Source organism: Mycobacterium syngnathidarum (assembly GCF_001942625.1).
Classification (GTDB): domain Bacteria; phylum Actinomycetota; class Actinomycetes; order Mycobacteriales; family Mycobacteriaceae; genus Mycobacterium; species Mycobacterium syngnathidarum.
Genome location: NZ_MLCL01000023.1, coordinates 81,449 through 105,963, shown reverse-complemented (window position 1 = coordinate 105,963; position 24,515 = coordinate 81,449). Strand labels below are relative to the sequence as shown.

Below are 24,515 nucleotides of genomic sequence, written 5' to 3'. Positions count from 1 at the left end.
ATGGCCGAGAAACACCGCGTGCGGCTGGCCCGGGTGTACACCGAACCCGAATCCGGCGAGGGGCAGCGAGTCCTCGTCGACCGACTCTGGCCCAGGGGCGTGAAGAAGACCGACCCGCGGGTCGGGCAGTGGCTGCCCGCGGTTGCCCCGTCGACTGAGTTGCGGCACTGGTACGACCACAAGCCGGAACGCTACGACGAGTTCGCCGCGCGCTACACCCAGGAATTGCAGTCCGGGGAGGAGGCTGCGGCCCTCGATGAACTGCGGTCCTTGGTCGATGAGGGCCCGGTCACCCTGGTGACTGCCACCCGTGACGTCGAACTCAGCCACCTGACCGTCTTGGCCGCCCTGCTGACCTGAGTTCGTACGGCGGGAGGAAGGTAAACCTACCCTCACTCGCTACGGTAGGCTCGGCGCTCAAATGAGCGATATCGATACCGACGTGACCGAACTGCCCGTACTCAAGCGCGAGCTGACCGACATCACCGATGCGGTCCGCGCCGTCGACGCTCCGCCCACCCCGATGTTGGCCGAGCCATACGACATCCGGGTGGCCGATGCCGGTGCTGACGCCGAGTTGGTGTCGGAGTGGATGAACCGCCCACATCTGGTGGAAGCCTGGGAGTACGACTGGGAGCCCGAGCGCTGGCGGCGCTACCTGCAGGCTCAGCTCGACGGTGAGTATTCACGGCCGTTCATCGCGAGCTTCCGCGGCAAGCCCGTCGGTTACATCGAACTGTACCGGGCGGCCAAGGATTCCATCGCACCGCGCTACGCCGCCGAACCGCACGACGTCGGCATGCACGCCGCGATCGCGGATCTGAGATTCGTCAACCGGGGCATGGGCCCGATCCTGCTGCCGCGCATCGTGGCCAACGTGTTCGAACTCGAACCGAACTGCCGGCGGATCATGTTCGATCCCGACCATCGCAACACCGGCGCCCGTCGGGTGTGTGAATGGGCGGGATGCGAATTCCTGGGCGAACACCAGATGTCCAACCGGAAGATGGCGCTCTACGCGCTGCCGCGCACACCCGGCGACGCCTTCGGCGCCGCCGGGTAACCGGTTCAGGCTCCGGCGAATTCGGCGTAGCCGTCGTAGTCGGGCTTCATGGCCGCAGCCACCAACTCCCACAGCACTTCGTCGGTGCCGCCACCGACACGGGCCAGCTTCATGTCGCGCCACCACTTGCCCAGCGGCGTCTCGTCGACGAGGTAGCCGGAGCCGCCGAAGATGTGCATGCACTCCGATGCCACTTCTTCGCCCAGGCGCGCGGCGGTCACCTTGAAGGCCGCGGCGGCCCGGAGATCGAGCTTGCCCGCAGCGGCCGCCCCGGCCAGCGCATAGCGCAGCAGATCGACGCGGGCCTGCAGGTCGGCGATCCGCATCCGCAGCGCCTGGTGCTCATAGAGGGTGTGGCCGAACTGGCGGCGTTTCATCATGCGCGCCAACGTGATCCCGAGGATTCGTTGGGATCCGGAGGCCACCTGTCCGGCGATCGACATCCGCTCGTGGGCCAGGCCCCAGGAGATCGCCGCCAGCCCGGTGCCGGCGCGAGCGACGAGATGATCGGCGGGAACCCAGGTGTCGATGTGCACCGCTGCGGTGGCCAGGGGCCCGTTGCCGACCTTGCGGTAGGGCGTCTGGATCTCGACTTGGGAGGTCGGGACCGCGACGACGACGACGTTGCCGTGCCTGCTGTTCGGGTCGTGGTCGACGTTGCGGGCCACCACCATGATGTGATCGGCGATCGGCGACAGCGAAACGAACTTCTTGACGCCCTTGATCTCGAATCCGTCTCGGGCCGTGCGGACTTCGGTCTCCACGATCTGTAGGTCCGAACCGCCGGATTCCTCGGAGGCCGCGATGCACAGCACGGCGTCGCCGTGGACAGCCTGCTCGCAGATGGTGCGCAGATGGTCGGACTTGCCAAAGCGGCGCAACAGGGCGATCGCCGAATCGTGCAGGCTGACACCCACTCCGATGCCCGACGAGCCGGTCCGGCCCAGCGCGAAGGCCAGCTCTACGAGCTTGGCCACGTCGGGTTGCTGTCCGTCGCCCCACTTCTCGCTGAACACCCCGTTGCGGCCGAGGTGCTCGATGAGCTGACGCGGAAAGCTCTCGGTCGCCTCGGCTTCGGTGGTCCATGCCTTGACCTGGTCGTCGAACACCCGATCCAGCAGGTCGCGGTACTCGTCGATGGTGGTGGTTGCCGGCGCCGGGGTAGGGGTGAGCGCGGTCATGACTTCGCTGTCTCCAATTGTTGTTTGACCTCCAGGCGGCGCAGCTTGCCCGACGAGGTGCGGGGGAGTGATCCCGGTGCCAGGAACACCACGTCGGCGGGCACGATGCCGCACTCGGAGGCCACCTGCTGGATCACTTGGCTGCGGGCGTCGGCCTCGTCGGCGCCACGGAACTCGGCCGCGATCACCAGGCCGGCGCGGACCGACTTCTCACCGGCACCCACGGCCACGACGGCGCCCTCACGAACGCCCTTGACCTGAGCGGCAACCCGCTCGATCTCTGTCGGGAAGATGTTGCGTCCGGCCACCGTGATCAGTTCCTTGGTGCGCCCGCAGACCACCAAACCGCCGTCGACGAAATAGCCGAGATCGCCGGTGGCGAACCAGTCGCCGGGCTCCAGAGGTGTCTGGCCCAGGTAGCCCGACATCATCGAGGTGCCGCGAATCTCGACCTCACCCACCTCGCGGCCCACGATGCCGGCGTTGTCTTCGCTGGGGCGCAGGCGCACTTCCATCCCGGGGATGGCGTCGCCGAGGACCGCGAGTTGCTGCCGATTGGACCCGGCGTCCGTCGTGACGGTGATCTCGTCGAGAACCACCCCGAGTCCCGGAACCGGAACGGTTACCGCGCACGATGATTCGGCCATGCCGTACGACGGTGAGAGTGCGCCGGGGTTGAAGCCGAACCGGGACAGTTCGGTGCCGAACCGGCTCGTGGCCTCGCAATCCACCGGCTCGCCTCCGTTGAGCGCGAACCGAACGGCCGACAGGTCCAGATCGGTCAGGCGCTTGGAGTACTTGCCGATCAAGCCGTAGGCCATGTTCGGGGCGGCGGTCAGGCTGGCGCGGCTCTCGGTCAGCCAGCGCACCCAGCTGAACGGCGAGGCCGCGAAGGCCATTGTCGAAGCCTGCCACACCTCGATACCGCCGAGCGCTCCGGCCAGCAGGAAGGTCAGTCCCATGTCGTGGTACAGCGGCAGCCACGAGCATCCGATGTCACTGGGCGACAGGCTGATTCGATCGCTGAGTCCACGCAGATTGGCCAGCACCGCGTCCGGCGTCAGCTGTGCGGTGCGGGGCGTGCCGGTTGAACCGGCGGTGCCTTGAAGTACGGCGAACTGGCCGGTTCCCAGCGGCAGGGTGGTGGAGCGTTGAGGGTGGGCGACGATGGCGTCGTCGTGGATCTTGAGGTCGGTCTGGACCGTGCGCAGCAGGTCCAGGTAGCCGCCGTTGCTGAACACCGTGCCGACGCCGATGCCGGAGAACCGGTTCACGGTGGATTGTGCCCAGGTATCGGCGTCCGCACCTCGGATCGGGCCGGGTAGAACGGACAGTGCCGCGCCGGCCAGCAGGGCGCCGAGGACCGTCGCGATGCTCTCCACGGTGGGCTCACCGACCACGCCCACCGCCGTCGAAGCGTCCTGGCCGATCTGCTCGGCGACGTTCTCGGCGCGCGCGTACACCTGCCCCCACGGATGGCGGGTCCAGGTGCCGGTCCCGGGGTCGTACACCACGAGGTCGGCGTCGGTGGTGGTCAGTGACGCCGACAGCGCCGTGGCCAGCACGCTCACTGGCTGCTCTGCGCGGCAGGTACTTTCGCCAGGATGGCCGCCTCGAGGTCGCCGACGGTGTCACAGCTGAGCAGGTCTTCCTCGGACAGGGCGACACCGAGCTTGTCCTCGATCGCCACCATGCCGACTGCGAACGCCACCGAGTCCAGTCCGACGTCGTCGATGAGTCGTGACTCACTGGTCACCCGGCGGACATCGACGTTCATGTCGTCGCGAAGGATCTCGGTGAGGGCGGCACTGACCGCTTCGGATGTAGTCGACTGCATGGGGTGGCACGGTACACGGCGGAGGAAAGATAGGCTAGCCTTACCCGGCCGGCTGTGAGGTCAGTAACTGAAGCGGGCCAGATCGGTACCGCCGTGCCGGTGCCCGGCCTCGACCACGGTTGCCGAAGGCACCAGCTCGGCGCTGACCACGCCGTGCTCCCGGGTGATCTCGTCGACGATTTCGAAGGACGCCGCGATGCGTTCAGGGGTGTCCACCACGATGGTGGTCACCGGAACGTGCCTGCCGAGCTGGAACAGCCTGTCCCCGTGTGGTTTTTGCCCGTCGCTGTAGCCCCAGACCCCGCGCAGCACGGTGGCACCGCCTGCCGCGCCGGTCTGCATCAGCCTGCGCACGATGGCCCGGTGAATGGGCACCCCGTCGTGCTGTGCGGTCTCGGAGGTGTGGACCATCAGCTTCTGCCACAGCGGGCGGCCCTGGCCGTCGGTGCCGGGCAGCTCGGCCGGCCGGGTCAGCAGTAGGCCGCCCAGCTTGCACAGCTGCGCCCGCTCGACGGTGAGCAGGGGGTTGTTCTCCAGCAATTCGGTGAGTTCCGCGCGGACGGCATTCAGCTGGGCTCCGGTCCCGAGCCCGACGATCATCAGCGGTACCTCGGTGTTTCGGCTGAAGAACGCGGCGCGGCGACGCTGGCCATGCGCGGTGCCGTCCACGCCGAGGAACACCGTCGTCGCGGCGAAGCCACGCCGGTGCAGCAGGTCGCACACCGCACGGTAGGCCGGGACGCCGCTCACCCGGTGGTGGCGGCCGACGTACACGGTGAGCTTGCAGACGTCGGTGACGGTTGGCTCCGGCGACTGGCGGCGGATCAGCTGGGCCCGCTCCAGGGTGATCAGGCCACGGGGAACCAGCTCGACAGTGTGTCGGGCCAGCGCGGAAATCTTGTCGGCCGCATCGACGGCCGCGATGGTGATCGGGGGGTCCTCCGACGCGGTCAGTGTCTCGTCGGTGCGCAGGTGATGGCGCGGGCCGAAGCTGGAGATCCCGCGCAGCATCACGCTGATCGCGATGTCGCTGCCGCCGTAGAGATCCAGGAGCGCATCGGCGACGAAACGTTGGTCGTGGCGCAGTCTCTCGGCGAAGTACGCGGTCAGCTTGAGGTAATCGGTGGTAGTCACAGTCGGCTCCCGACCGTCATCCCCAGCCACGCCGCGATCAGCCCGAGCGCCACGCTGACGACAATGTTGCCCACCGCGGGCCAGATCCGGCGCTCCTCGCCGAGGCGCTGGGTTTCCAGCATCCAGGTGGAGAACGTGGTGTACGAGCCGACGAACGCGGTGCCGGCCAGCAGCGCGGCGTGACGGTCCAGGGCCAGGCCGCCGAGGAAGCCCAGCAGAAACGCGCCGCTGAGGTTGACCGCCAGGGTGCCGAACGGGAAGCCACGGGTGTGGCGGGCGGACACCGCGCGGTCGAGGAGTAACCGGCAGACCGCCCCGATGCCGCCGAGCAGCATCACACCGGTCCACACCAGGGCGGTCATCGGCGCGCTCATCCGCGCACCGCGGCCCGTCGGACCAGCCCGGTCGCGATCGCGACCGCGACCACGCCTGCGGCGATGCTGGCCGCGGTGTAGCCGGCGGCCAGCGCCCAGTGACCGTGCTCGATCATGGTGATCGTCTCGACCTGCATTGTGGAGAAGGTGGTCAGCCCGCCGCACAACCCGGTACCCCACAGCGGACGGCGGTAATTGGAGACCGGCAGCCGTTCCAGCAGTCGCGTGGTGAAGTACCCCAGCAGGAAGGCGCCGACGATGTTCACGATGAACGTCGGCCAAGGCCATTGATGCGGATTGTGGGCCCCGAGCACCGCCAGACCGGCGCGCGCCAGCGTGCCGAGGGCGCCGCCGACGAATACTGCGGCCAATTCTCGGGGGTCATGGCCAAACATGAAGTAAAAGTATGGCGTCTGGCGGGCGAGTGCCGGGCACCGACATCCGATCGGGAGCACAATCGGATCCATGGCTGCCAATCCCCGCGCCGGGCAACCGGCTCAACCCGAGGATCTGATCGACATCGCCGAGGTGGTGACCGCTTACTACACCGGCCAGCCCGATCCCGATGACATTGCGCAGCAGGTGGTGTTCGGTACCTCCGGGCACCGGGGTTCCAGCCTGGACACCGCGTTCAACGAGGGCCACATCCTGGCCACCACGCAGGCCATCGTCGAATACCGCGCCGCGCAGGGCACCACCGGTCCGCTGTTCCTCGGCCGTGACACCCATGCCTTGTCCGAACCGGCCTGGACATCAGCGCTCGAGGTGCTGGCCGCCAATGATGTTGTGGCGATGATCGATTCAGCCGACCGCTACACCCCGACGCCCGCGGTCAGCCACGCCATCCTGACCTTCAACCAGGGCCGGGATGCGGACCTGGCCGACGGTATCGTCGTCACCCCGTCGCACAACCCGCCGCGCGACGGTGGTTTCAAGTACAACCCGCCCAACGGCGGCCCGGCCGACACCGACGCCACCGGGTGGATTGCCAAGCGCGCCAACGAGATTTTGCGTGACGGGTTCAGGGACGTGAAACGCATGCCGCTGTCCCGGGCGCTGCAGACGGCGCAGCGTCACGATTACCTCGACGCCTATGTCTGCGATCTGGCCAATGTGGTGGACCTGCACGCGATCCGGGCCGAGGGCATCCGCATCGGTGCCGATCCGCTCGGCGGGGCCAGCGTGGACTACTGGGGCGCGATCGCCGAGCGCTACAACCTGGATCTCACCGTGGTGAATCCGCTGGTGGATGCGACGTGGCGGTTCATGACGCTGGATACCGACGGCAAGATCCGGATGGACTGCAGCTCGCCGAATGCGATGGCCTCGCTGATTGCCAATCGCGACGAGTACCAGATCGCGACCGGCAACGACGCCGACTCGGACCGGCACGGCATCGTCACCCTGGACGGCGGGCTGATGAATCCCAATCACTATCTGGCCGTGGCCATCGACTACCTCTACACCCACCGGCCGAACTGGCCGACGGCCACCGCGGTCGGCAAGACCGCGGTGAGCAGTTCGATCATCGACCGGGTGGTGGCCGGGCTGGATCGCAAGCTGGTCGAGGTGCCGGTCGGGTTCAAGTGGTTCGTCGACGGGCTGATCGGTGGCGGCATCGGTTTCGGTGGCGAGGAGAGCGCGGGGGCGTCGTTCCTGCGCACCGACGGATCGACCTGGACCACTGACAAGGACGGCATCATCCTGGCGCTGCTGGCCTCGGAGATCCTGGCGGTCACCGGGACGACGCCGTCGCAGCGGTATGCCGAACTGGCAGAACGCTACGGCTCGCCTACCTATGCGCGCATCGACGCCCCGGCCGATCGCGAGCAGAAATCCCGACTGGCCAAACTGTCGCCCGAGCAGGTCAGCGCCACCGAACTGGCCGGTGAGCCCATCACCGCCAAACTGACCTCCGCACCGGGCAACGGCGCCGCGTTGGGCGGGCTCAAGGTCACGACGGAGAACGCCTGGTTCGCCGCCCGGCCGTCGGGCACCGAGGACGTCTACAAGATCTACGCCGAGTCTTTCCTCGGCCCCGATCATCTGGCGGAGGTGCAGGAGGCCGCCAAGGATGTGGTGAATACAGTCATCGGGTGACTGTCAAGACCACGCAGAGCCTGCCCCGCGAGGTCTGGCTGCTGGTTTGCGCGAACGTGGTGGTCGCACTCGGTTACGGCGTCGTAGCGCCGGTACTTCCGAATTACGCCCGCCATTTCGGGGTCAGTATCGCCGCGGCCACTTTCGTGATCACCGCTTTCGCGGCGATGCGTCTGGTGGGCGCGCCGCCCGCAGGGGCCCTGGTGCAACGGCTGGGGGAGCGGCGGGTCTACATCAGTGGGCTGCTGATCGTCGCGGTGTCCACCGGGGCCTGCGCGTTCGCCCAGACCTATACCCAACTCTTGCTGTTCCGCTCGCTCGGCGGACTGGGCTCGGCGATGTTCACCGTGTCCTCACTGGGCCTGATGATCCGGATCTCGCCGCCGGACGCCCGCGGCCGCGTTGCCGGGCTGTTCGCCTCCGGATTTCTGGTCGGCTCGGTCGGCGGTCCGGTACTGGGTAGCTTGACCGCCGGCTTCGGACTGTCGGCACCGTTCTTGATCTACGGCGCGGCGCTGATGGTGGCGGCCGCGGTGGTGTTCGTCAGCCTGCGGCACTCGGAGTTGGCCGCCCCGGCCGTCGACGAGTTGCCCAAGGTATCGATGCGGGCGGTGCTGCGGCATCGTGCCTATCGTGCGGCGCTGTTCTCCAACTTCGCCTCCGGTTGGTCCTCGGTCGGACTGCGCATCGCATTGGTACCGCTGTTCGTGGTCGACGTGCTGGGGCGCAGCGCGGGTGCGGCGGGCCTGGCGCTGGCGACATTCGCGATCGGCAACGTCTCGGCGGTGGTGCCCAGCGGCTACCTCTCCGACCGGGTCGGGCGGCGGATGTTGGTGATCGTGGGGCTGACGGTCTCGGCTGCGGCGACGGTGGCGGTCGGCTTCAGCAACTCGCTGCCGCTGTTTCTGGTGTGCGCCTATGTGACCGGTGCGGCGACGGGGATGTTCGTCTCGCCCCAGCAGGCCGCGGTGGCCGACGTCGTCGGCAACAAGGCGCGGGGCGGGACGGCGGTCGCCACCTTCCAGATGATGTCGGACCTGGGCGCGATCGTCGGGTCCTTCGCCGTGGGCCAGATCGCCCTGCACGTCAGCTTCGCGGTCGCGTTCGTCACCACGGGGGTCATCATGTTGGCCGCGGCGGTCGGGTGGGTCTTCGCCCCGGAGACCCGTCCGACGGCTTCGCACGAGCACACCCCGGCCCGTCCGCTCGGACCCGATTCCGCCGATGAACTGCCCTGAGCTGCCGTTTTGGGTTAGACGGCCACTGTGGTGTAACTTCGTTGAGCACGACAACGGGGCTATGGCGCAGCTGGTAGCGCACCACACTGGCAGTGTGGGGGTCAGGGGTTCGAGTCCCCTTAGCTCCACGTTTGAGAAATCCGTTCCGACCACGAGGTTGGGGCGGGTTTTTTCGTTTGCTGTCGGGTCCGCGTTGTCGCGCTTGCCGGGCGCCGATCCGTCGGGGGCTCAGACGATGCACCCCTGCGCCAGGGACACGCCAGAGCGAGTTGGTGGGTGTTGGGAGGAACGGTCAGTCGCTGACGTTACCGTCACCGGTGAAGCACGGCATCACATGTCCCTTCACGATCGTGAGGGGACATGTGATCGTGTTCGTCGCCAGCATGTCGAGAGCCGCAACCGAAGGACGTGACCGTTGCCGAACAGCTCCATAAACCATTCTCGGATCGTCGCCCTCATTTGGGGCATCGCCGACGACGTTCTCCGCGATGTCTACGTGCGTAGCAAATACCGGGATGTGATTCTGCCCTTCACCGTGCTGCGTCGCCTCGACAGCGTGCTGGAGCCCACCCGCGACGCGGTAAAACAGATGAAGGAAACCCTCGACGGTGCGAACATCGCCAACCAGGACGGTCCGCTGCGGCAGGCGGCCGGGCAGGATTTCTACAACCACTCCGGCTTCACACTGAAAGATCTCCGCAATACGGCGAACTCGACCCGGTTGCGCCAGAACTTCGAGGCATACCTCGACGGCTTCTCGCCGAACGTGCAGGAGATCATCGACAATTTTGAGTTGCGACACCAACTTCCACGACTTACCAAGGCTGACGCCCTTGGCGCGCTGATCGAGAAGTTCCTTCAGCCCGACCTCGACCTCTCCCCGGCCGGTCTGGACAACCACGGCATGGGCACGGTGTTCGAGGAGCTGGTGCGCCGTTTCAACGAGGAGAACAACGAGGAGGCCGGTGAGCACTGGACCCCTCGCGATGCTGTGCGCTTGATGACCCGGTTGATGTTCGAGCCGATCGCCGATGCGATCCCGTCGGGCACCTATCGCTTGTACGACGGAGCGATGGGCACCGGTGGCATGCTCACCGTTGCCGAAGAGACCCTCAAAGACCTCACTGAGCCTGCTGGCAAGAAGATCTCCACCCACCTGTACGGCCAGGAGATCAATGCCGAGACCTACGCGATCGCCAAAGCTGACCTGATCCTCAAGGGCGAGGGCTCGGCCGCCGACAACATCAAAGGCGGCCCGGAGTATTCGACCCTGTCGAACGACGCCTTCGCCGGGCAGGAGTTCGACTTCATGCTCTCCAACCCGCCCTTCCGTAGAATGTCGGTGTGTTGTGGCAGGTTCTGTTGCTGTGGAACAACACGACGACGACTCCCGCTGGAGGTTGTGTTGGGCGCGGCAGCCTAACCGGCCGTACACCGCGAGGTCCGATGTCCTTGCAGACTTCCCCGATCTAGCCGAGCGTGAGGCTGCGCTCGGAATCCGCCCGGGGCAGCCGTTTCTCCTGATGCCCGATGGTCGACCGGACGTTGAGGCCCTGGAATTCTTCCGCTCGGCAGCGTTCCAATCGTTGGCGGCCGGGTCGCAGGAGGCCTACGCCCCGGACATCCAGCTGTTTCTCTCCTTCCTGTCCGTTCAAGGCATCGACTGGAGAACGGCGACGTTCGAGCATCTTGCCGACTATGAGTTCTGGCGGCGACGCGACCAGAAGAACCCGTATCGTGTTGGTGCGGCCACGTTTTCACGGGATCTGGCCGCAATCAAGAAGTTCTACGACTGGCAGCAGTGGCGCGGCAACGTGGCTGTTTCTCCTGTAGCCCTGCACAAGCCCAACTCGACCGGGGACTCGGACTTCACGCGGCTGCACCCGAGTGCTGTCCGCTCGGTCCAATTGAAGTGGCTGACGCCCCGGGCATACAAGCGCTGGCGCGACGTCGGCCTCGGCGGCTACCGCGGCGACGGGCGGCGGGATGCGACGTGGCGAGGACGCAACGACGGCCGTAATCTGGCGTTCGCCGAAGTGCTGTGGTCGAGCGGACTGCGACTGCGTGAAGCCGGAACACTCGTCCTGGGAGAAATCCCCAACGCTGACAGCCAAGTGCGTTACGCCAAGGCCCGAGTCGGCCAAGCCGTCGCGAAAGGTCGCGGCCGCGATTTCTGGATCAGCACCGCAGCACTGAAACACATTGACAACTACCGGATTTCAACCCGAGCCGCGGCAGTTCACCGAGCCCGCTCCGAAGGTCGTTACGACGCACTGACCGACATCAAAATCGTCGACACGGTGGACCATCACCGCCGTGTCCACTTCACCAACCGGGACGGCAGTAAGGGGACAGTACCGCTGGACAGTCTCGACGCGAATGATCGACTCAACTTCTACATCACCACTGATCACGGGAATGAACCCTGGATGGTCTGGCTGTCCGAAGCCGGCCTGCCGTTGCCCTACCGCACCTGGGAGGCGATCTTCTCCACGGCCAACGATCGGTGTCAGACCCTTGGGGTAGACATCCATTGTCACCCGCATATGCTGCGCCACTCGTTCGCCCTGAGGATGTTGGTCATATTGATCTACGCACACGAACGCAAGATGGGCATCACCCCTGCCGAACGGCGCGAGTATCGCCACATCTTCGGGGACCCTTGGGTTTTGGTTCAAACATTACTTGGCCACGCGAACCTGGAAACTACGCGGGACTGCTATCTCGAACCGGTGTCGGGCCTGCAGGTCGACCTGTTCCTCAATGACGACATGGCCGACGACGCATCGATCGCCGACTTCATCACACACATCGCGACGGCGGCTCCCGGCATCGTCGACACCGAGGAGCAGTGAGCGGTGGCCTCGCGTAGGACAGCGGCACTCCCCACCGGCAAGTACGCCCGACCCGCAGCAGTGGACCCTGAGCTTCGAGAGCTCTGCTTCACCGACGAGGCGGGACGCACGAAGACATTCTCATTCGATGACGTCCACGGGCCCGCTGAACTGATCGACGACCTCGTCACCGCGCTGGCAAACGGGTCCCAATCCGGTGGCCGTTGGCGCACAATGGCGACCGTCGACGCGGCGGTGGGCGCCGCGCGGCAACTGATCACCTACCTGGGGACGGAGTTCCCCGACGTCCACTCGATCGCCGATTTCGGGCCCGAGGTGTGGTGGGCGTGGCGGACTGTCAAGGAAAGCCAGGCCCGTTGGCCGGGGCAAGTGAATCTCATGCGGGCCGTGCTGTCGGAGTCCCCACGACTTTCCGAAACCACACGGAAGGCGATGCGCGCGAAGGCTGTGAAGCCTCGGAAACGCCTACCGGAGAATGATTCCTACAGTCGCGACGAGTTCGGGCGGATCCGCAGTGCCGCCAAGGGCGAGGTACGCCAAGCGCTCCGCAGAATCCGGACCAACACCGAGAGGCTGTACCAGTACCGCGCGGTTGGTGATGTCGGTGACGGAATCACGTTCAAGGTCGGCGGGGAGCGGTGGAGCACAGGATCCCTGCTGGAGTATCTGTCGCGAAACGGGATGCTTCCTACTCAGTACCTCGCCAACCGGGTGGTCCTCAAGGGCTGCTTCGATCTGGCCGGTGTGTCCAATCCGGCGCAGGCACTGTTCCCGTCGATACGGGAAATCTATTGCTTGATGGTACTTCTCGTGTGCGAGCGAGGGTTCAACCTCTCCGTCATGGACAACCTCACCGTGACGTCGTTCAGGGCATCCGACGGTGCCGGTGAAGACTCGGTATACACCGTCAACACCGACAAACCGAGAAGAGGAACCAAGCGCTACAGCGCCGAAATCCTCGCCGGCGAGGCCGGAAAGCTCTGGGAGAACGCTCTCCGCTTGACCGAGCCATGCCGCACCGCACTTGCACAGCTCGGAACCCCGTCGGAGAAGTTGCTCATCGCCCACCGGCACAAGAACCTCACCGACGATGGCCCGTTCCGGCAGGAATGGTTGACCGCGGGAATCGGCGATCACTACATGGCCGATGCCGGCCTGCTGGCAGACGACGGCACACCGTTGCGGGTGAGTCTGCGACGGCTGCGATTGTCCGAGCAGGTGTTGAACCAACATGCCCGGCAGAACAGCGAATCCGTCAGCGAAGACACCTACCGCAGCCCCGACCCGGCCACTGCAGACGAGGCTGCCGACACCATCATTGACGGACAGGCCGATGCTGTGGCTCACGCCAGAGCCACGGTCGCGATCCGCTCGCTGAGTGCCGCCGAGGTGATTGCCGCCCGCAGAGATCCGGACACCGCCGCGACACAGCTGGGTATCCCGGTGCCGACACTGAAGCTACTGCTTGCGGGACACCTCGACACCGCCACCACCGCGTGCACCGACTTCTTGAACAGCCCGTTCGCGGCCACCGCGGGCGAACCGTGCCCGGCCTCATTCTTCGCCTGCTTTACCTGCACGAACGCGGTTATCACCCCCGATCATCTGCCGCGTCTGGTCACGCTGCTTGATGCCCTCGACAACGTGGCCACCCTCGTTGCCCCGGCCCGATGGGAGACGGACTACCGAGACCACTACGCCCGACTGCAAGCGATTCTCGAACAGAACGCGACCAACGCCGAGATCGGCGATGCCCGCCGCCATGTCACCGACGCTGATCGCGAAGTCGTCACTGCGCTCATCGGAAGGAATCTCGACGCGTGAGCACCGCAGCAGCCAACTCGTGGTCACCACAGACTGGTCAGCTCGAACTTGACGACGCCGAACCTGTTATCGCCGACATTGAGCGCGTGCCTGAAGCACTGCGAGGAAATCTCTCCACCGTGGGCGCCAACCGATGGGATCTCACACCGTTGGTGCAGAAACAGACCGTGTCGGGCAAGTTGAGCATCGCCTTCGACACCTTCCCGCCGAACTATGTCGCCACGGCCAAGCGATTGATCTGGGCGAGCATCAACAAGCCGACACCGGTCGAGGATCTGGAGCGCTCCTCGGCGGCGCGTAGTCAACTCGCGCCGGTAACCGTTTGCACGTTCGCGCGATTCCTGCGGCAGTGGATGACGTGGCTGGCAGAGAAGGACATTCACGAGTTCAGCGCGGTCACCGATGCCATCTACGACGAATATGCGGAGCATCTCAAACGACACCGCGGCTCACGAGAGAACGTGGGCAACATACTCTTCGCCGTCACCCGTGCCTGGCTCTACGCTCCCTACCTCCCCGAAGCCGACCGTCTCGCACGCCCACCATGGGAGAACAGCCATATCGGACGCACCTCGGTGCTCGGCCCCGCCAACTGGTCCAGTGAGAACAAGACCGCCCCCATCCACCCGCAGACGATGGCCGGCCTTCTGGTCTGGGCGCTGCGCTTCGTCACCGACTTCAGCGACGACATCCTGACCGCAATGGCACTGAAAGCGACACCTTGCGATGTTCCGGCGAGCCTCCAGGCTCTGACGCCCTATCAACGGTTTCGCGCGTATGTTGAAGAGCGGCGTCGGGATTCACAGACGGTGCCTGGGTGGGTAGCTTCCAATCGGCCGCACATGCGTTCTCTGGCAAAGGGATTCATCGGCTGGCAGTTGGGCCTGTCTCCCGAAGAGACACAGGTGATGAATTCGCACTGGCCGATAGCCGGCCTGAGCGCCAGCGACGAAGCGCATCTGCCCATGCCGATCACCGCCTCCGTCGACGGAATGGACTGGACCCCGTCGATCAACTTCTACGAGGTCGAGGAGCTATGCCGCCATCTGGCCACCGCCGCGTTCGTGGTCATCGCCTACCTGACCGGGATGCGGGGCGAGGAGTGCCGCGCACTGGAGCGCGGCGGCTGCCGAACCCACACCGATCCCGCGACCGGGCAACTCCATTACCGTCTTCACGGCAGAACCTTCAAAGGTGCACTTGATAAGTCGGGCAACGCAATACCCGCCGGCGTCGAACGGGAACAACCCTGGCTGGCCATCGCGCCGGTGGCGAAAGCCGTTGCCGTGATGGAAGCACTGAACCCCACTTCTCAACTTCTGTTTCCGATCGACGCGTTCTCGCTATGGCCCTGCGGTGTCAACGCGGGGAAAGCCGTGCACGCCCGCATGGTCCGGGACCGAATCCAGGACTTGATCGATTGGAGCAATCGCGCCGCCGTGAGGCTCGAACGTCCCCACGAGGTGATCCCCGCCGATCCCGAGGAAGCCGTGACCGTCAAGCGGTTCAGGCGCACGCTGGCCTGGTTCATCTACCGCAAGCCAGGCGGCCGAGTGGCCCTCGGCGTGCAGTACGGGCACCTACGCGGCTACACCACCGATGGCTACGGATCACGGGTCGCCAGCGGTCTCAGAGACGTCTTTCCGATGGAGGAGGCCCTCGCCCGAGCCGACTACCTCGAAGACGCACATCAACGCCTCGAAAGCGGTGAGCAGGTCAGCGGCCCAGCCGCCGGCCGATACACCCAGGCCATCCACACCTTCGACCGGCAATTCCGCGGCCGTTACATGAGCAACAAGCAGGCAGCTGCCCTGCGCGCCAATCCCCAGCTGCGCATCTACGACAACCCGCAACAGTTCGTCACCTGCTGCTACGACCAGTCCAAGGCTCTGTGCCACCCCGACCGGCAGATCACGGCAAGCCAGCACCGATCACCTGATGTCTCGCACTGTCAACCCGGATGCGGCAATATCGCCCGAACCGACCAGAACATCGCCCAGATCGTCGACGCAGTCACTCGGCACCAGGCCGAGATCGCCTCGCCCACAACGCCGATACCGCTGCGCGGCCGGCTCGAACAACGCATCATCGCCCTTCAAGCCCTCGTCGACGAGCATCAGAACGATGGGAAGCCGCGATGACCGAGCAGGCTGATGAACAGGTCCGCCGCGCGATCCGCGACGCGATGGACCGGCTTATCGCCGACAGCCCACTGCACTCCGACGGCAAACTCACCGTGAAGTCACTCGCCGTCGAGGCTTGCGTCAAGCGCTGGTTGCTCACCCACCGGCACACCGACCTCCAGGACGAGTTCCGTGCCCGGATCGCCAGCACCAACACCGAGCCCCCAATCCTGGAGGCACTCCGCGAGGAGAAGACCGACGCTCAGAAGCGCGTGAAAGAACTCACCGCCGAGGTCACGGCGCTCACCTCGACCATTCATCAGCTGGAGCGGATCATCCAGGTCCTGGCGCTGGAAAACCAGCAACTCCGGTCAAGCGACCCGGGCCTGCGCAAAGTCGTACCGCTGCGAACCGGCGGCGGCTCATGACGCCATGTCCAGCGGTATGCGGGGCGCGCGTGGCCCGACTTGCCCAGAAATGGTCTTGATGCTGACAGACTTGTCGGGCCGGGGCGGGTACGCATCAGACCCCGAGCACCGGCCGAGATCGCAGGAAAAGGAGCGCACCAGGTGGCGTTGAAGAAGTCGGATCTCTACTCATCGCTGTGGGCGAGCTGTGATCAACTGCGCGGTGGCATGGACGCCAGCCAGTACAAGGATTACATCCTGACGCTGCTGTTCGTGAAGTACGTCTCCGACAAGGCCAAGACGGACGCCAACAGCCTCATCGAGGTACCTGCGGGCGGGTCGTTCGACGACATGCTCGCCGCTAAGGGCGACAAGGAGATCGGCGACCGCTTCAACAAGATCATCGCCCGGCTGGCCGAAGCCAACGATCTGCGCAACGTCATCGACCAGGCTGACTTCAACGACAAGGAGAAGCTCGGCAACGGCAAGGAAATGCAAGACCGTCTCTCCAAGCTGGTCACCATCTTCAACGATCTGGACTTCCGCGGTTCCCGCGCCGAAGGCGACGATCTGCTCGGCGACGCATACGAGTACCTGATGCGCCACTTCGCCACCGAATCAGGCAAGAGCAAGGGTCAGTTCTACACGCCCGCTGAGGTCTCCCGCATACTCGCCAAAGTGGTCGGGATCGGGCCGAACACCCGCCAAGACCAGACTGTCTACGACCCCGCTTGCGGTTCCGGTTCACTACTCCTCAAGGCTGCCGCCGAAGCGCCACGCGGCATGACGATCTACGGCCAGGAGAAGGACAATGCCACTTGGGCGCTGTCCAAGATGAACATGATCCTGCACGGTAACGAGATCGCCGATATCGAAAAGGGCGACTCCATCACCAGTCCGAAGTTCACCAAGGGTGACCACCTGCGAACGTTCGACTACATCGTCATGAATCCGCCATTCTCGGTGAAGTCGTGGAACAACGGCCTGGAGAACGATTACGGCCGCTTCGAATACGGCCGCCCACCGGAGAAGAACGGGGACTACGCCTTCCTGCTCCACGCCCTCACCTCGCTCAAGAGCACCGGCAAGGCCGCGATTATCTTGCCGCACGGCGTGTTGTTCCGCGGCAACGCCGAAGCCACCATCCGCGCCCGTCTACTCAAGCAAGGCTTCATCAAGGGGGTCATCGGTTTGCCGGCAAACCTGTTCTACGGCACCGGCATCCCGGCCTGCGTGGTGATCCTCGACAAGGAGAACGCGGTAGGACGCACGGGCGTCTTCATGATCGACGCATCCAAGGGCTTCATGAAGGACGGCAACAAGAACCGCCTCCGTAGCCAGGATATCCACAAGGTCGTTGACACCTTCAACAAGCAGATCGAGATCGACCGTTACTCACGTATGGTGCCGATGAGCGAGATCGCCGACCCCAAGAACGACTACAACCTCAACATCCCGCGCTACATCGACTCATCCGAACCTGAGGATCTGCAAGACCTGTCCGCCCACCTGCACGGCGGCATCCCCGACCGCGACCTCGATGCCCTGCAAAGCTATTGGGACGCCTTCCCGCAGCTCCGTAGTCAGATCTTCACCCCGAACCGCCCCGGCTACAGCGACCTCGCCATCGACGTCAGCGCCGTGCAGCAGGCCATCTTCGACGCACCCGGCTTCCACAAGCTCCGTGACGAAGCCACCGGAATCGTCGCGGATTGGCTCACCACGTACCGCGACACTCTGGCCGGCATCACCCCTAACACCACGCCGAACGAGCTCATCGCCACTATCAGCGACGACCTGCTGGCACGCTTCAAGCCAATGCCGCTACTCAACGAGTACGACGTCTACGAACAGCTCATGACCTACTGGCACGGCACCATGCACGACGACGTCTACCTGATCATGGCCGACGGCTGGCAGGATGCCGCCAAGCCGCGAAAGACCATCGAAGACAAGGAGCGCAAGCTCACCGAAACCCCAGACCTCGTGGTCGGTTCCGGACGTAGCGCCACCAAGTACAAGATGGACCTCATTCCACCCACACTGATCGTTGCGCGCTACTTCGCCAACGAGCAGGCCAAGGTCGACGACCTCGCTGCTGCAGCCGAGGAGGCTACCCGCGCCGTCGAGGAATACGTCGAGGTACACGGCGTCGAAGACGGGCTGCTCGCCGATGCCATGGAGGAAGACAAGATCTCCAAGGTGCTCGTTGCTGCGCGACTGAAGGCGATCAAATCCGGCGGCGATCCGGACGAGATCAAGGCCCTGCAGCATGCCACCAAGCTTTTCAACGCCGAAGCGGCCGCCAAGAAGGCGGTCAAGGACGCCCAGACCAAACTCGACCTGGCCACCCTCAAGAAGTACGGCGAGCTGACCGAAGTCGAGATCAAGACACTCGTGCTCGATGACAAATGGCAGGCAACCGTTGTGCGACGTGTCGCGGGTGAAGTCGAAGCGCTCACGCTCGACCTTGTTGCGCGCATCCAGCTACTAGGCGAACGCTACGCATCGACCGTTGGTGCACTCGAATCCGAACTAGCCGATCTTGAGGCGAAGGTGGCGGGTCATTTGACCGATATGGGGGTCAAATGAGTAAGTCCCTATTGCCGAAGGATTGGAGTGAGGCCACTCTCACTGAGCTTGGTGCTTTCAAGAACGGGATCAACAAGGGTTCAGACTCGTTCGGCCATGGCTTCCCGTTCGTGAATCTTATGGACGTGTTCGGAGTCGCCGCGATAGGTGAAGCGACTACGCTGGGGTTGATCGATTCGTCGAAGGCCGAGCGCCGAACTTATGGTCTTCGCGAAGGTGACGTTCTGTTCGTCCGCTCGTCGGTAAAGCCGAGTGGGGTCGGCCTCGCCACTTTGGTCACCAGCTCATTGCCCGACACCGTATTCAGCGGGTTTCTGTTGCGCTTTCGCAGCGATGGCCGGTTGGCCAACTCATTTAAGGCATATCTGTTCTCTGAGGCGGGATTTCGTACTCGGGTTATCAGTGCGAGCACGGTGAGCGCCAATACGAACATTAATCAGCGCTCACTCGGATCCCTGACCGTTCACTTTCCACGGTCGAAAGCTGAGCAAGAGTCCATCGCACAAGCGCTTGCTGATGCCGACGGCCTAATCGCCTCCCTCGAACGCCTCATCGCCAAGAAGCAGGCGATCAAGCAGGGCATGATGCAGCAGCTCCTGACTGGCCGCACGCGCCTGCCAGGGTTTGAGGACGACTGGAGAGAATCTACCCTTGGAGGTCTTGCACGAGTGACGGGTGGTGGGACTCCCTCGACCGGTATCAATGCATACTGGGGTGGGCGCATCCCGTGGTTTACCCCTGCGGAGATTCGCTCAAATGGTTCGGGTCTTGTGTCTCACTCGGCACGAACCATCACTGCAGAAGGACTTGCCTGCTCTGCAGCGTCCTTGCTGCCCGCGGGAACCGTATTGGTGACTTCACGTGCAAGCATCGGCAACTGTGCCGTTGCGGCGGTGCCGGTGACGACAAACCAGGGTTTCGCATCGATGATCCCGAAAGACCCGCGCTCAACTTGGTTTCTTTACTACTGGACTCAGCAGAACAGATCAGAATTTGAGTCTCGCGCAGCTGGCAGTACGTTCCTTGAGATCAGTGCCAGCAAGGTCTCGGCGATTCCATTGGATCAGCCAAGCCTCGAAGAGCAGGCTGCGATCGGTGTGGCAATTCGGGACGTAGATGATGAACTTGACGCACTCGATAGGCGACTCGCCAAGGCGCGCGCCATCAAAGACGGCATGATGCAGCAGCTTCTGACTGGCCGCGTCCGCCTGCCTTTGGAGGCAGCGTCATGAACACCGAATGGGCTATCGAGCAACTCGACGAATTCATCAGGGCCACGACCGTGACTTATGTCCCTTCTCCGCCGAACTCGATCGGCTTCCATAGCTATAAGACAGCGATCCCTGAGGACGAAGTCGTCAAACGTGCCCAGGTTATTGAGCAGATTCTTGATCGAGTTGTTCCGGGTTGGCGAAGCGAGATCAAGAAGAAGGATCGTCAGAAGTGGTCAGTCCACTACGAGGCCTCGATTCGAGCTCGTGAGGAGCTTGTTCGCGCTGAGGAAGTCCGGGAGAACCTCGGTGAGAACGCGCCAGAACTTTCTGCGGCGGAGCTTCATGCGTGGATTTGGGAAGGCGCCAAGTCGCTTTGGCAGTCTGGCCACTATCGCGAAGCGGTCGGTGGCGCGATTCGAAAGCTCAACGCCGAGACGCAGAACAAGGTCGGTCGCCGTGATGTGAGCGAGACTGACCTGTTCAAACAAGTGTTCTCCTTGGACGAGCCAAAACCTGGAAAGTCACGTCTGCGTCGAGTCAAAGATGATGGCAGCGACACCTACAAATCGGTGCAGCGTGGCGCGATGAGCCTGGCCGAAGGCATCTTCGCTGGTATCCGCAATCCACTGAGTCATGAGGTCGACCAGGAACTGAGCGAGCAGGAGGCGCTGGAGTACCTCGCGGCACTTAGTGTGCTGGGTCGCTGGGTCGATCAGTCTGACGTGGAGGCCGTTCCATGAGCGACGTCGGCCAAGTCGAGCGCAAAGCCCAAAACCGCATAGTCGCGCTGTTCCGCGACCAGCTCGGCTACGATTACCTCGGCAATTGGGGGTACCGCGAGGGTAACGCGAACGTCGAGACTGAGCTGCTGGTGCAGAACCTGCGCGCTCGCGGCTACGACGACAACCTGATCAACCGCGCCCTCGATCAACTCGGTAAAGCTGCCTCTGTCGGCGCCGGCCACGACCTCTACGAGGCCAACAGGGACGTCTACGGCCTGCTGCGCTACGGCGTGAAGGTCAAGCCCGGCGTGGGCGAACAGAGCCAGACGGTCTGGCTGATTGACTGGAAGAACCCGGACGCCAACCACTTCGCCGTGGTCGAAGAAGTTACGGTGCTCGGCCACCACACCAAGCGCCCCGATGTGGTGCTGTACGTCAACGGACTGGCGCTCGCGACGCTGGAACTTAAACGCTCCAAAGTTGCTCTGTCCGAAGGTATCCGACAGACCATCGGCAATCAGAAGCCGGAGTTCATCCGCTCGTTCTTCTCGACCGTGCAGTTCGTCTTCGCCGGCAACGACGTCGAAGGGTTACGCTACGGCGTCATCGACACACCGGAGAAGTACTGGCTGGAATGGAAAGAACCGTCCGACGTCGAGGATCCACTCGACCGAGCGCTGCTCCAGATGTGTAGCAAACCGCGTCTGCTCGAATTGATCCACGATTTTGTCGTCTTCGACGCGGGTGTCAAGAAGTGCCCGCGTCACAATCAGTATTTCGGCGTAAAGGCGGCGCAGGAGCGCATAGCCAAGCGTGAGGGTGGCATCATTTGGCACACCCAGGGTTCGGGCAAGAGCTTGACGATGGTGTGGCTGGCCAAGTGGATTCGTGAGAACCAGCCCGATGCGCGGGTGCTGTTGATCACTGACCGCACGGAGCTCGATGAACAGATCGAGAGGGTGTTTGGTGGCGTCAACGAGCAGATCTACCGCACCACGAGCGGCGCCGACCTGATCGGCACACTCAACGCCAGCGAGGAATGGCTGGTCTGTTCGCTAGTGCACAAGTTCCGCGCCGCCGACGGCGATACGGATGACGACGAGGCGACCGCCGAGTTCATCAAGCAGCTGCAGGCCACGGTCCCGAAGGATTTCAAGGCCAAGGGCAACATCTTCGTGTTTGTTGACGAGGCCCACCGCACCCAGTCCGGCAAGATGCACACCGCCATGAAGGCGTTGCTGCCCGAGGCAATGTTCATCGGCTTCACTGGCACCCCGCTACTCAAGGCCGACAAAGCCACCAGCATCGAGACCTTCGGCACGTTCATCCACACGTACAAGTTGAATGAAGCCGTCCCCGACGGTGTCGTGCTCGACTTGCAGTACGAGGCCCGCGACATCGATCAGGATCTGATGTCACCTGAGCTGGTGGACAAGTGGTTCGAAGTCAAGACCAAGGGCATGACCGATCTGTCTAAGGCTGAGCTCAAAAAGCGTTGGGGCACCATGAAGAAGGTCGTCTCCAGTGAGCCACGCGCCAAGCAGATCGTCAACGACATCCTGCTCGACATGGAGACCAAGCCCCGCCTGATGGACAGGCGCGGCAACGCTATGCTCGTCGGCTCATCCATCTACCAGGCCTGCAAGTTCTACGAGCTGTTCTGCAACGCCGGCTTCAAGGGCAAGTGCGCCATCGTCACCAGCTACATCCCCAACGCCAGTGACATTGCCAAAGAAGACTCCGGCGAAGGCAAGACCGAGAAGATTCGCCAGTACGACATCTACCGCAAGATGCTGGGCGACTACTTCGACGAACCCGAAGATGCCGCCGTCGGCAAGGTCGAAGAGTTCGAGAAAGCAGTCAAGAAGCAGTTCATCGAGAACCCCGGCCAGATGCGCCTGCTGATCGTGGTCGACAAGCTGCTGACCGGCTTTGACGCCCCGAGTGCCACCTACCTCTACATCGACAAGAAGATGCGCGATCACGGCCTCTTCCAAGCCATCTGCCGCGTCAATCGGCTCGACGGCGACGACAAGGACTATGGCTACATCGTCGACTACCAGGATCTGTTCAACTCGCTCAAAGCCGCGATCTCCGACTACACCTCCGGTGCACTGGACGGCTACGAGAAGAAAGACATCGAGGGACTGCTCTCCGACCGCATCGAGAAGGCCCGCGAAAACCTCGATGAAGCGCTCGAACATATCCGCGCCCTGGTCGAACCCGTTGCGCCACCGAAAAGCACGCTGCAGTACCAGCAGTACTTCTGCGCCGTCGAGCAGGGCAACACCGAACAGTTGAAGGCCAACGAGCCCAAGCGTGTCGAGCTGTACAAAGCCGTTGCCGCCGTCACCCGCGCCTACGCCAACCTCGCCAACGACATGACCACCGCTGGTTACAGCGCGGCCGAGGCAGAAGCGATCAAGTCCGAGATCGCACACTACGTCGACGTGCGCGCTGAGGTGAAACTCGGTGCGGGCGAAGACGTCGACTTCAAGCAGTACGAAGCCGGCATGCGGTTCCTGCTCGACACCTACATCCAGGCCGGCGCGTCGGAAGTCGTCTCCGACTTCGAAGACACCGGACTGATCGACTTCATCGTCGAACTCGGCGCCGGGGCGATCGACAAGCTCCCCACCGGGATCAAGAACGACCCCGAGGCGGTCGCCGCGACCATCACCAACAACATGCGCAAGGTGATCATCGACGAGCACGCGATGAACCCGAAGTACTACGACAAGATGAGCGAACTGCTAGACGCCATTATCGAACAGCGCCGCCAGCAGGCCATCGACTACCGGGAGTACCTGGCCAAGCTGCTCGACGCCGCCCAGAAGCTCGGCAGTAAGGAATCCGACACTAAATACCCCAACTGGGCCGACAACGGCGCACGCCGCGCTCTGATCGACTTCGGATGGCCTGACCCGACGATGCCGATCCAAGTGGACACCGCGATCCTGACGAGCAAGCCGCACGACTGGGTTGGCAACACGATGAAGGAGAAAGTCGTCAAGCGGGCGATCAGCCGCACACTGCCCGACGACTTCGACCGACTCGATGAACTGTTTGAACTGGTAAAGGCACGCGATGAGTACCGCTAACGCCTACCTCACCATCCGTGGCATCGACGTCGACGTGATCTACAAGGACATCAAGAACCTGCACATCGGCGTCTATCCACCGATGGGCCGCGTGCGGGTGGCCGCGCCGACGCGACTCGGCGACGACCAAGTGCGTCTCGCTGTCATCCAACGACTGCCGTGGATCAAACGCCAACGCGCGCAACTCCGTTCGACCGACCGGCAGTCTGAGCGCGAGATGGTTACCGGAGAATCGCACTACGTCTGGGGTGTGCGTCGCCGGCTCAAAGTCGTTGAACGGCCGGGCCGTGCCCACGTGGAGGTCGATGGTGACCGACTGATCCTGTACGTGTCGTCTGACCGTGACGCCGAGCAGCGCCGCACGGTCCTCGACACCTGGTACCGGACGCAGTTGCGCGAGGCCATCCCCGGTTTGATCTCAACCTGGGAGTCAAAGCTCGACACCCGGGTACCGGACTGGATCATCCGTCGCATGCGCACCAAATGGGGAACCTGCAACCGAGAAACCCGGCGGCTGACGTTCAATGTCGAACTCGCCAAGAAACATCCGGATTGCTTGGAGTACATCGTCGTTCACGAGATGATGCACTACTTCGAGCGCAACCACGGCGACCAATTCACCAAGCTCATGGATGACGCGATGCCCGACTGGCGAACCCGACGCGATCGACTCAACGATGCTCCGCTGGCCGATGAGAAGTGGGGGTAGTGGGCGGGGTGAGCGAGGCAAGTCCAGGGCGCAGGATTGCC

20 protein-coding genes and 1 tRNA gene are annotated in these 24,515 nt (G+C 63.7%); 15 read left to right on the top strand and 6 right to left on the bottom strand.

All coding sequences use genetic code 11. The features are described 5' to 3' along the window. Together BKG60_RS05730 and BKG60_RS05725 are read left to right on the top strand one after the other, a co-directional pair. Positions 1-360 (top strand): DUF488 domain-containing protein, encoded by a 360-nt coding sequence (locus BKG60_RS05730; protein WP_075909337.1) that lies wholly within the window; start codon positions 1-3, stop codon positions 358-360. A 61-nt stretch (positions 361-421) separates the two neighbouring features. After that, positions 422-1,063 (top strand): GNAT family N-acetyltransferase, encoded by a 642-nt coding sequence (locus tag BKG60_RS05725; RefSeq protein ID WP_075909336.1) that lies wholly within the window; start codon positions 422-424, stop codon positions 1,061-1,063. A 5-nt stretch (positions 1,064-1,068) separates the two neighbouring features. On the opposite strand, the gene mbtN is transcribed toward BKG60_RS05725, so the two are convergent. Genes mbtN through crcB (BKG60_RS05695) form a run of 6 tightly spaced genes read right to left on the bottom strand, consistent with a single transcriptional unit; the run spans position 1,069 to position 5,984 of the window. Next, entirely contained in the window at positions 1,069-2,244 is a 1,176-nt protein-coding gene (gene mbtN, locus BKG60_RS05720; protein WP_070184679.1) for a mycobactin biosynthesis acyl-ACP dehydrogenase MbtN, read from the bottom strand. Then, entirely contained in the window at positions 2,241-3,806 is a 1,566-nt protein-coding gene (gene mbtM / locus BKG60_RS05715) for a long-chain-fatty acid--ACP ligase MbtM (protein ID WP_239252468.1), read from the bottom strand. The genes mbtN and mbtM overlap by 4 nt, the downstream gene beginning before the upstream one ends. 5 nt (positions 3,807-3,811) lie before the next feature. Next, positions 3,812-4,081, bottom strand: coding sequence for an acyl carrier protein (locus tag BKG60_RS05710; protein ID WP_070944432.1), 270 nt, complete (start codon positions 4,079-4,081; stop codon positions 3,812-3,814). 60 nt (positions 4,082-4,141) lie between these two features. Beyond that, positions 4,142-5,215 carry a DUF190 domain-containing protein gene (locus tag BKG60_RS05705; RefSeq protein ID WP_070944431.1) on the bottom strand — a complete coding sequence of 358 codons (1,074 nt, stop codon included), beginning with the start codon at positions 5,213-5,215 and terminating at the stop codon, positions 4,142-4,144. Next, complete coding sequence (gene crcB, locus BKG60_RS05700) at positions 5,212-5,577, bottom strand: fluoride efflux transporter CrcB (RefSeq protein WP_070944520.1); 366 nt, start codon at positions 5,575-5,577, stop codon at positions 5,212-5,214. Before crcB (BKG60_RS05700) ends, BKG60_RS05705 begins: the two co-directional genes overlap by 4 nt. Before the next feature lie 8 nt (positions 5,578-5,585). Beyond that, the gene (gene crcB, locus BKG60_RS05695) at positions 5,586-5,984 is read right to left on the bottom strand and encodes a fluoride efflux transporter CrcB (RefSeq protein WP_070184695.1); all 399 of its coding nucleotides are present in this window, start codon (positions 5,982-5,984) and stop codon (positions 5,586-5,588) included. Positions 5,985-6,054: 70 nt separating this feature from the next. Here crcB (BKG60_RS05695) and pgm point away from each other — a divergent pair, with 70 nt between their 5' ends. From pgm to BKG60_RS05630, 13 genes are all read left to right on the top strand, one after another. Continuing rightward, positions 6,055-7,689: a phosphoglucomutase (alpha-D-glucose-1,6-bisphosphate-dependent) gene (gene pgm, locus BKG60_RS05690; RefSeq protein ID WP_070944430.1), complete on the top strand. Its 1,635-nt coding sequence runs from the start codon at positions 6,055-6,057 to the stop codon at positions 7,687-7,689. After that, positions 7,686-8,927 (top strand): MFS transporter, encoded by a 1,242-nt coding sequence (locus tag BKG60_RS05685; RefSeq protein WP_070944429.1) that lies wholly within the window; start codon positions 7,686-7,688, stop codon positions 8,925-8,927. The genes pgm and BKG60_RS05685 overlap by 4 nt, the downstream gene beginning before the upstream one ends. A gap of 55 nt (positions 8,928-8,982) precedes the next feature. Beyond that, a tRNA-Ala gene (locus BKG60_RS05680) sits at positions 8,983-9,055 on the top strand. A gap of 287 nt (positions 9,056-9,342) precedes the next feature. Beyond that, positions 9,343-10,350: a type I restriction-modification system subunit M gene (locus tag BKG60_RS05675; RefSeq protein WP_242671583.1), complete on the top strand. Its 1,008-nt coding sequence runs from the start codon at positions 9,343-9,345 to the stop codon at positions 10,348-10,350. Positions 10,351-10,450: 100 nt separating this feature from the next. After that, positions 10,451-11,782, top strand: coding sequence for a tyrosine-type recombinase/integrase (locus BKG60_RS05670; protein WP_242671582.1), 1,332 nt, complete (start codon positions 10,451-10,453; stop codon positions 11,780-11,782). A gap of 3 nt (positions 11,783-11,785) precedes the next feature. Further along, positions 11,786-13,606, top strand: coding sequence for a hypothetical protein (locus BKG60_RS05665; RefSeq protein ID WP_075909335.1), 1,821 nt, complete (start codon positions 11,786-11,788; stop codon positions 13,604-13,606). After that, the gene (locus BKG60_RS05660) at positions 13,603-15,747 is read left to right on the top strand and encodes a hypothetical protein (RefSeq protein WP_075909334.1); all 2,145 of its coding nucleotides are present in this window, start codon (positions 13,603-13,605) and stop codon (positions 15,745-15,747) included. Before BKG60_RS05665 ends, BKG60_RS05660 begins: the two co-directional genes overlap by 4 nt. Further along, positions 15,744-16,157 (top strand): coiled-coil domain-containing protein, encoded by a 414-nt coding sequence (locus BKG60_RS05655; protein WP_075909333.1) that lies wholly within the window; start codon positions 15,744-15,746, stop codon positions 16,155-16,157. The genes BKG60_RS05660 and BKG60_RS05655 overlap by 4 nt, the downstream gene beginning before the upstream one ends. A 141-nt stretch (positions 16,158-16,298) precedes the next feature. Further along, positions 16,299-18,728: a type I restriction-modification system subunit M gene (locus BKG60_RS05650; RefSeq protein ID WP_075909332.1), complete on the top strand. Its 2,430-nt coding sequence runs from the start codon at positions 16,299-16,301 to the stop codon at positions 18,726-18,728. Next, complete coding sequence (locus tag BKG60_RS05645; protein WP_075909331.1) at positions 18,725-19,960, top strand: restriction endonuclease subunit S; 1,236 nt, start codon at positions 18,725-18,727, stop codon at positions 19,958-19,960. The genes BKG60_RS05650 and BKG60_RS05645 overlap by 4 nt, the downstream gene beginning before the upstream one ends. Then, a complete protein-coding gene (locus tag BKG60_RS05640) occupies positions 19,957-20,682 on the top strand; it encodes a TIGR02391 family protein (RefSeq protein WP_075909330.1) in 726 nt (241 codons plus the stop codon). Before BKG60_RS05645 ends, BKG60_RS05640 begins: the two co-directional genes overlap by 4 nt. After that, entirely contained in the window at positions 20,679-23,765 is a 3,087-nt protein-coding gene (locus tag BKG60_RS05635) for a type I restriction endonuclease subunit R (protein ID WP_075909329.1), read from the top strand. Before BKG60_RS05640 ends, BKG60_RS05635 begins: the two co-directional genes overlap by 4 nt. Continuing rightward, a complete protein-coding gene (locus BKG60_RS05630) occupies positions 23,752-24,474 on the top strand; it encodes a M48 family metallopeptidase (RefSeq protein WP_075909328.1) in 723 nt (240 codons plus the stop codon). The genes BKG60_RS05635 and BKG60_RS05630 overlap by 14 nt, the downstream gene beginning before the upstream one ends. Positions 24,475-24,515: the final 41 nt, after the last annotated feature.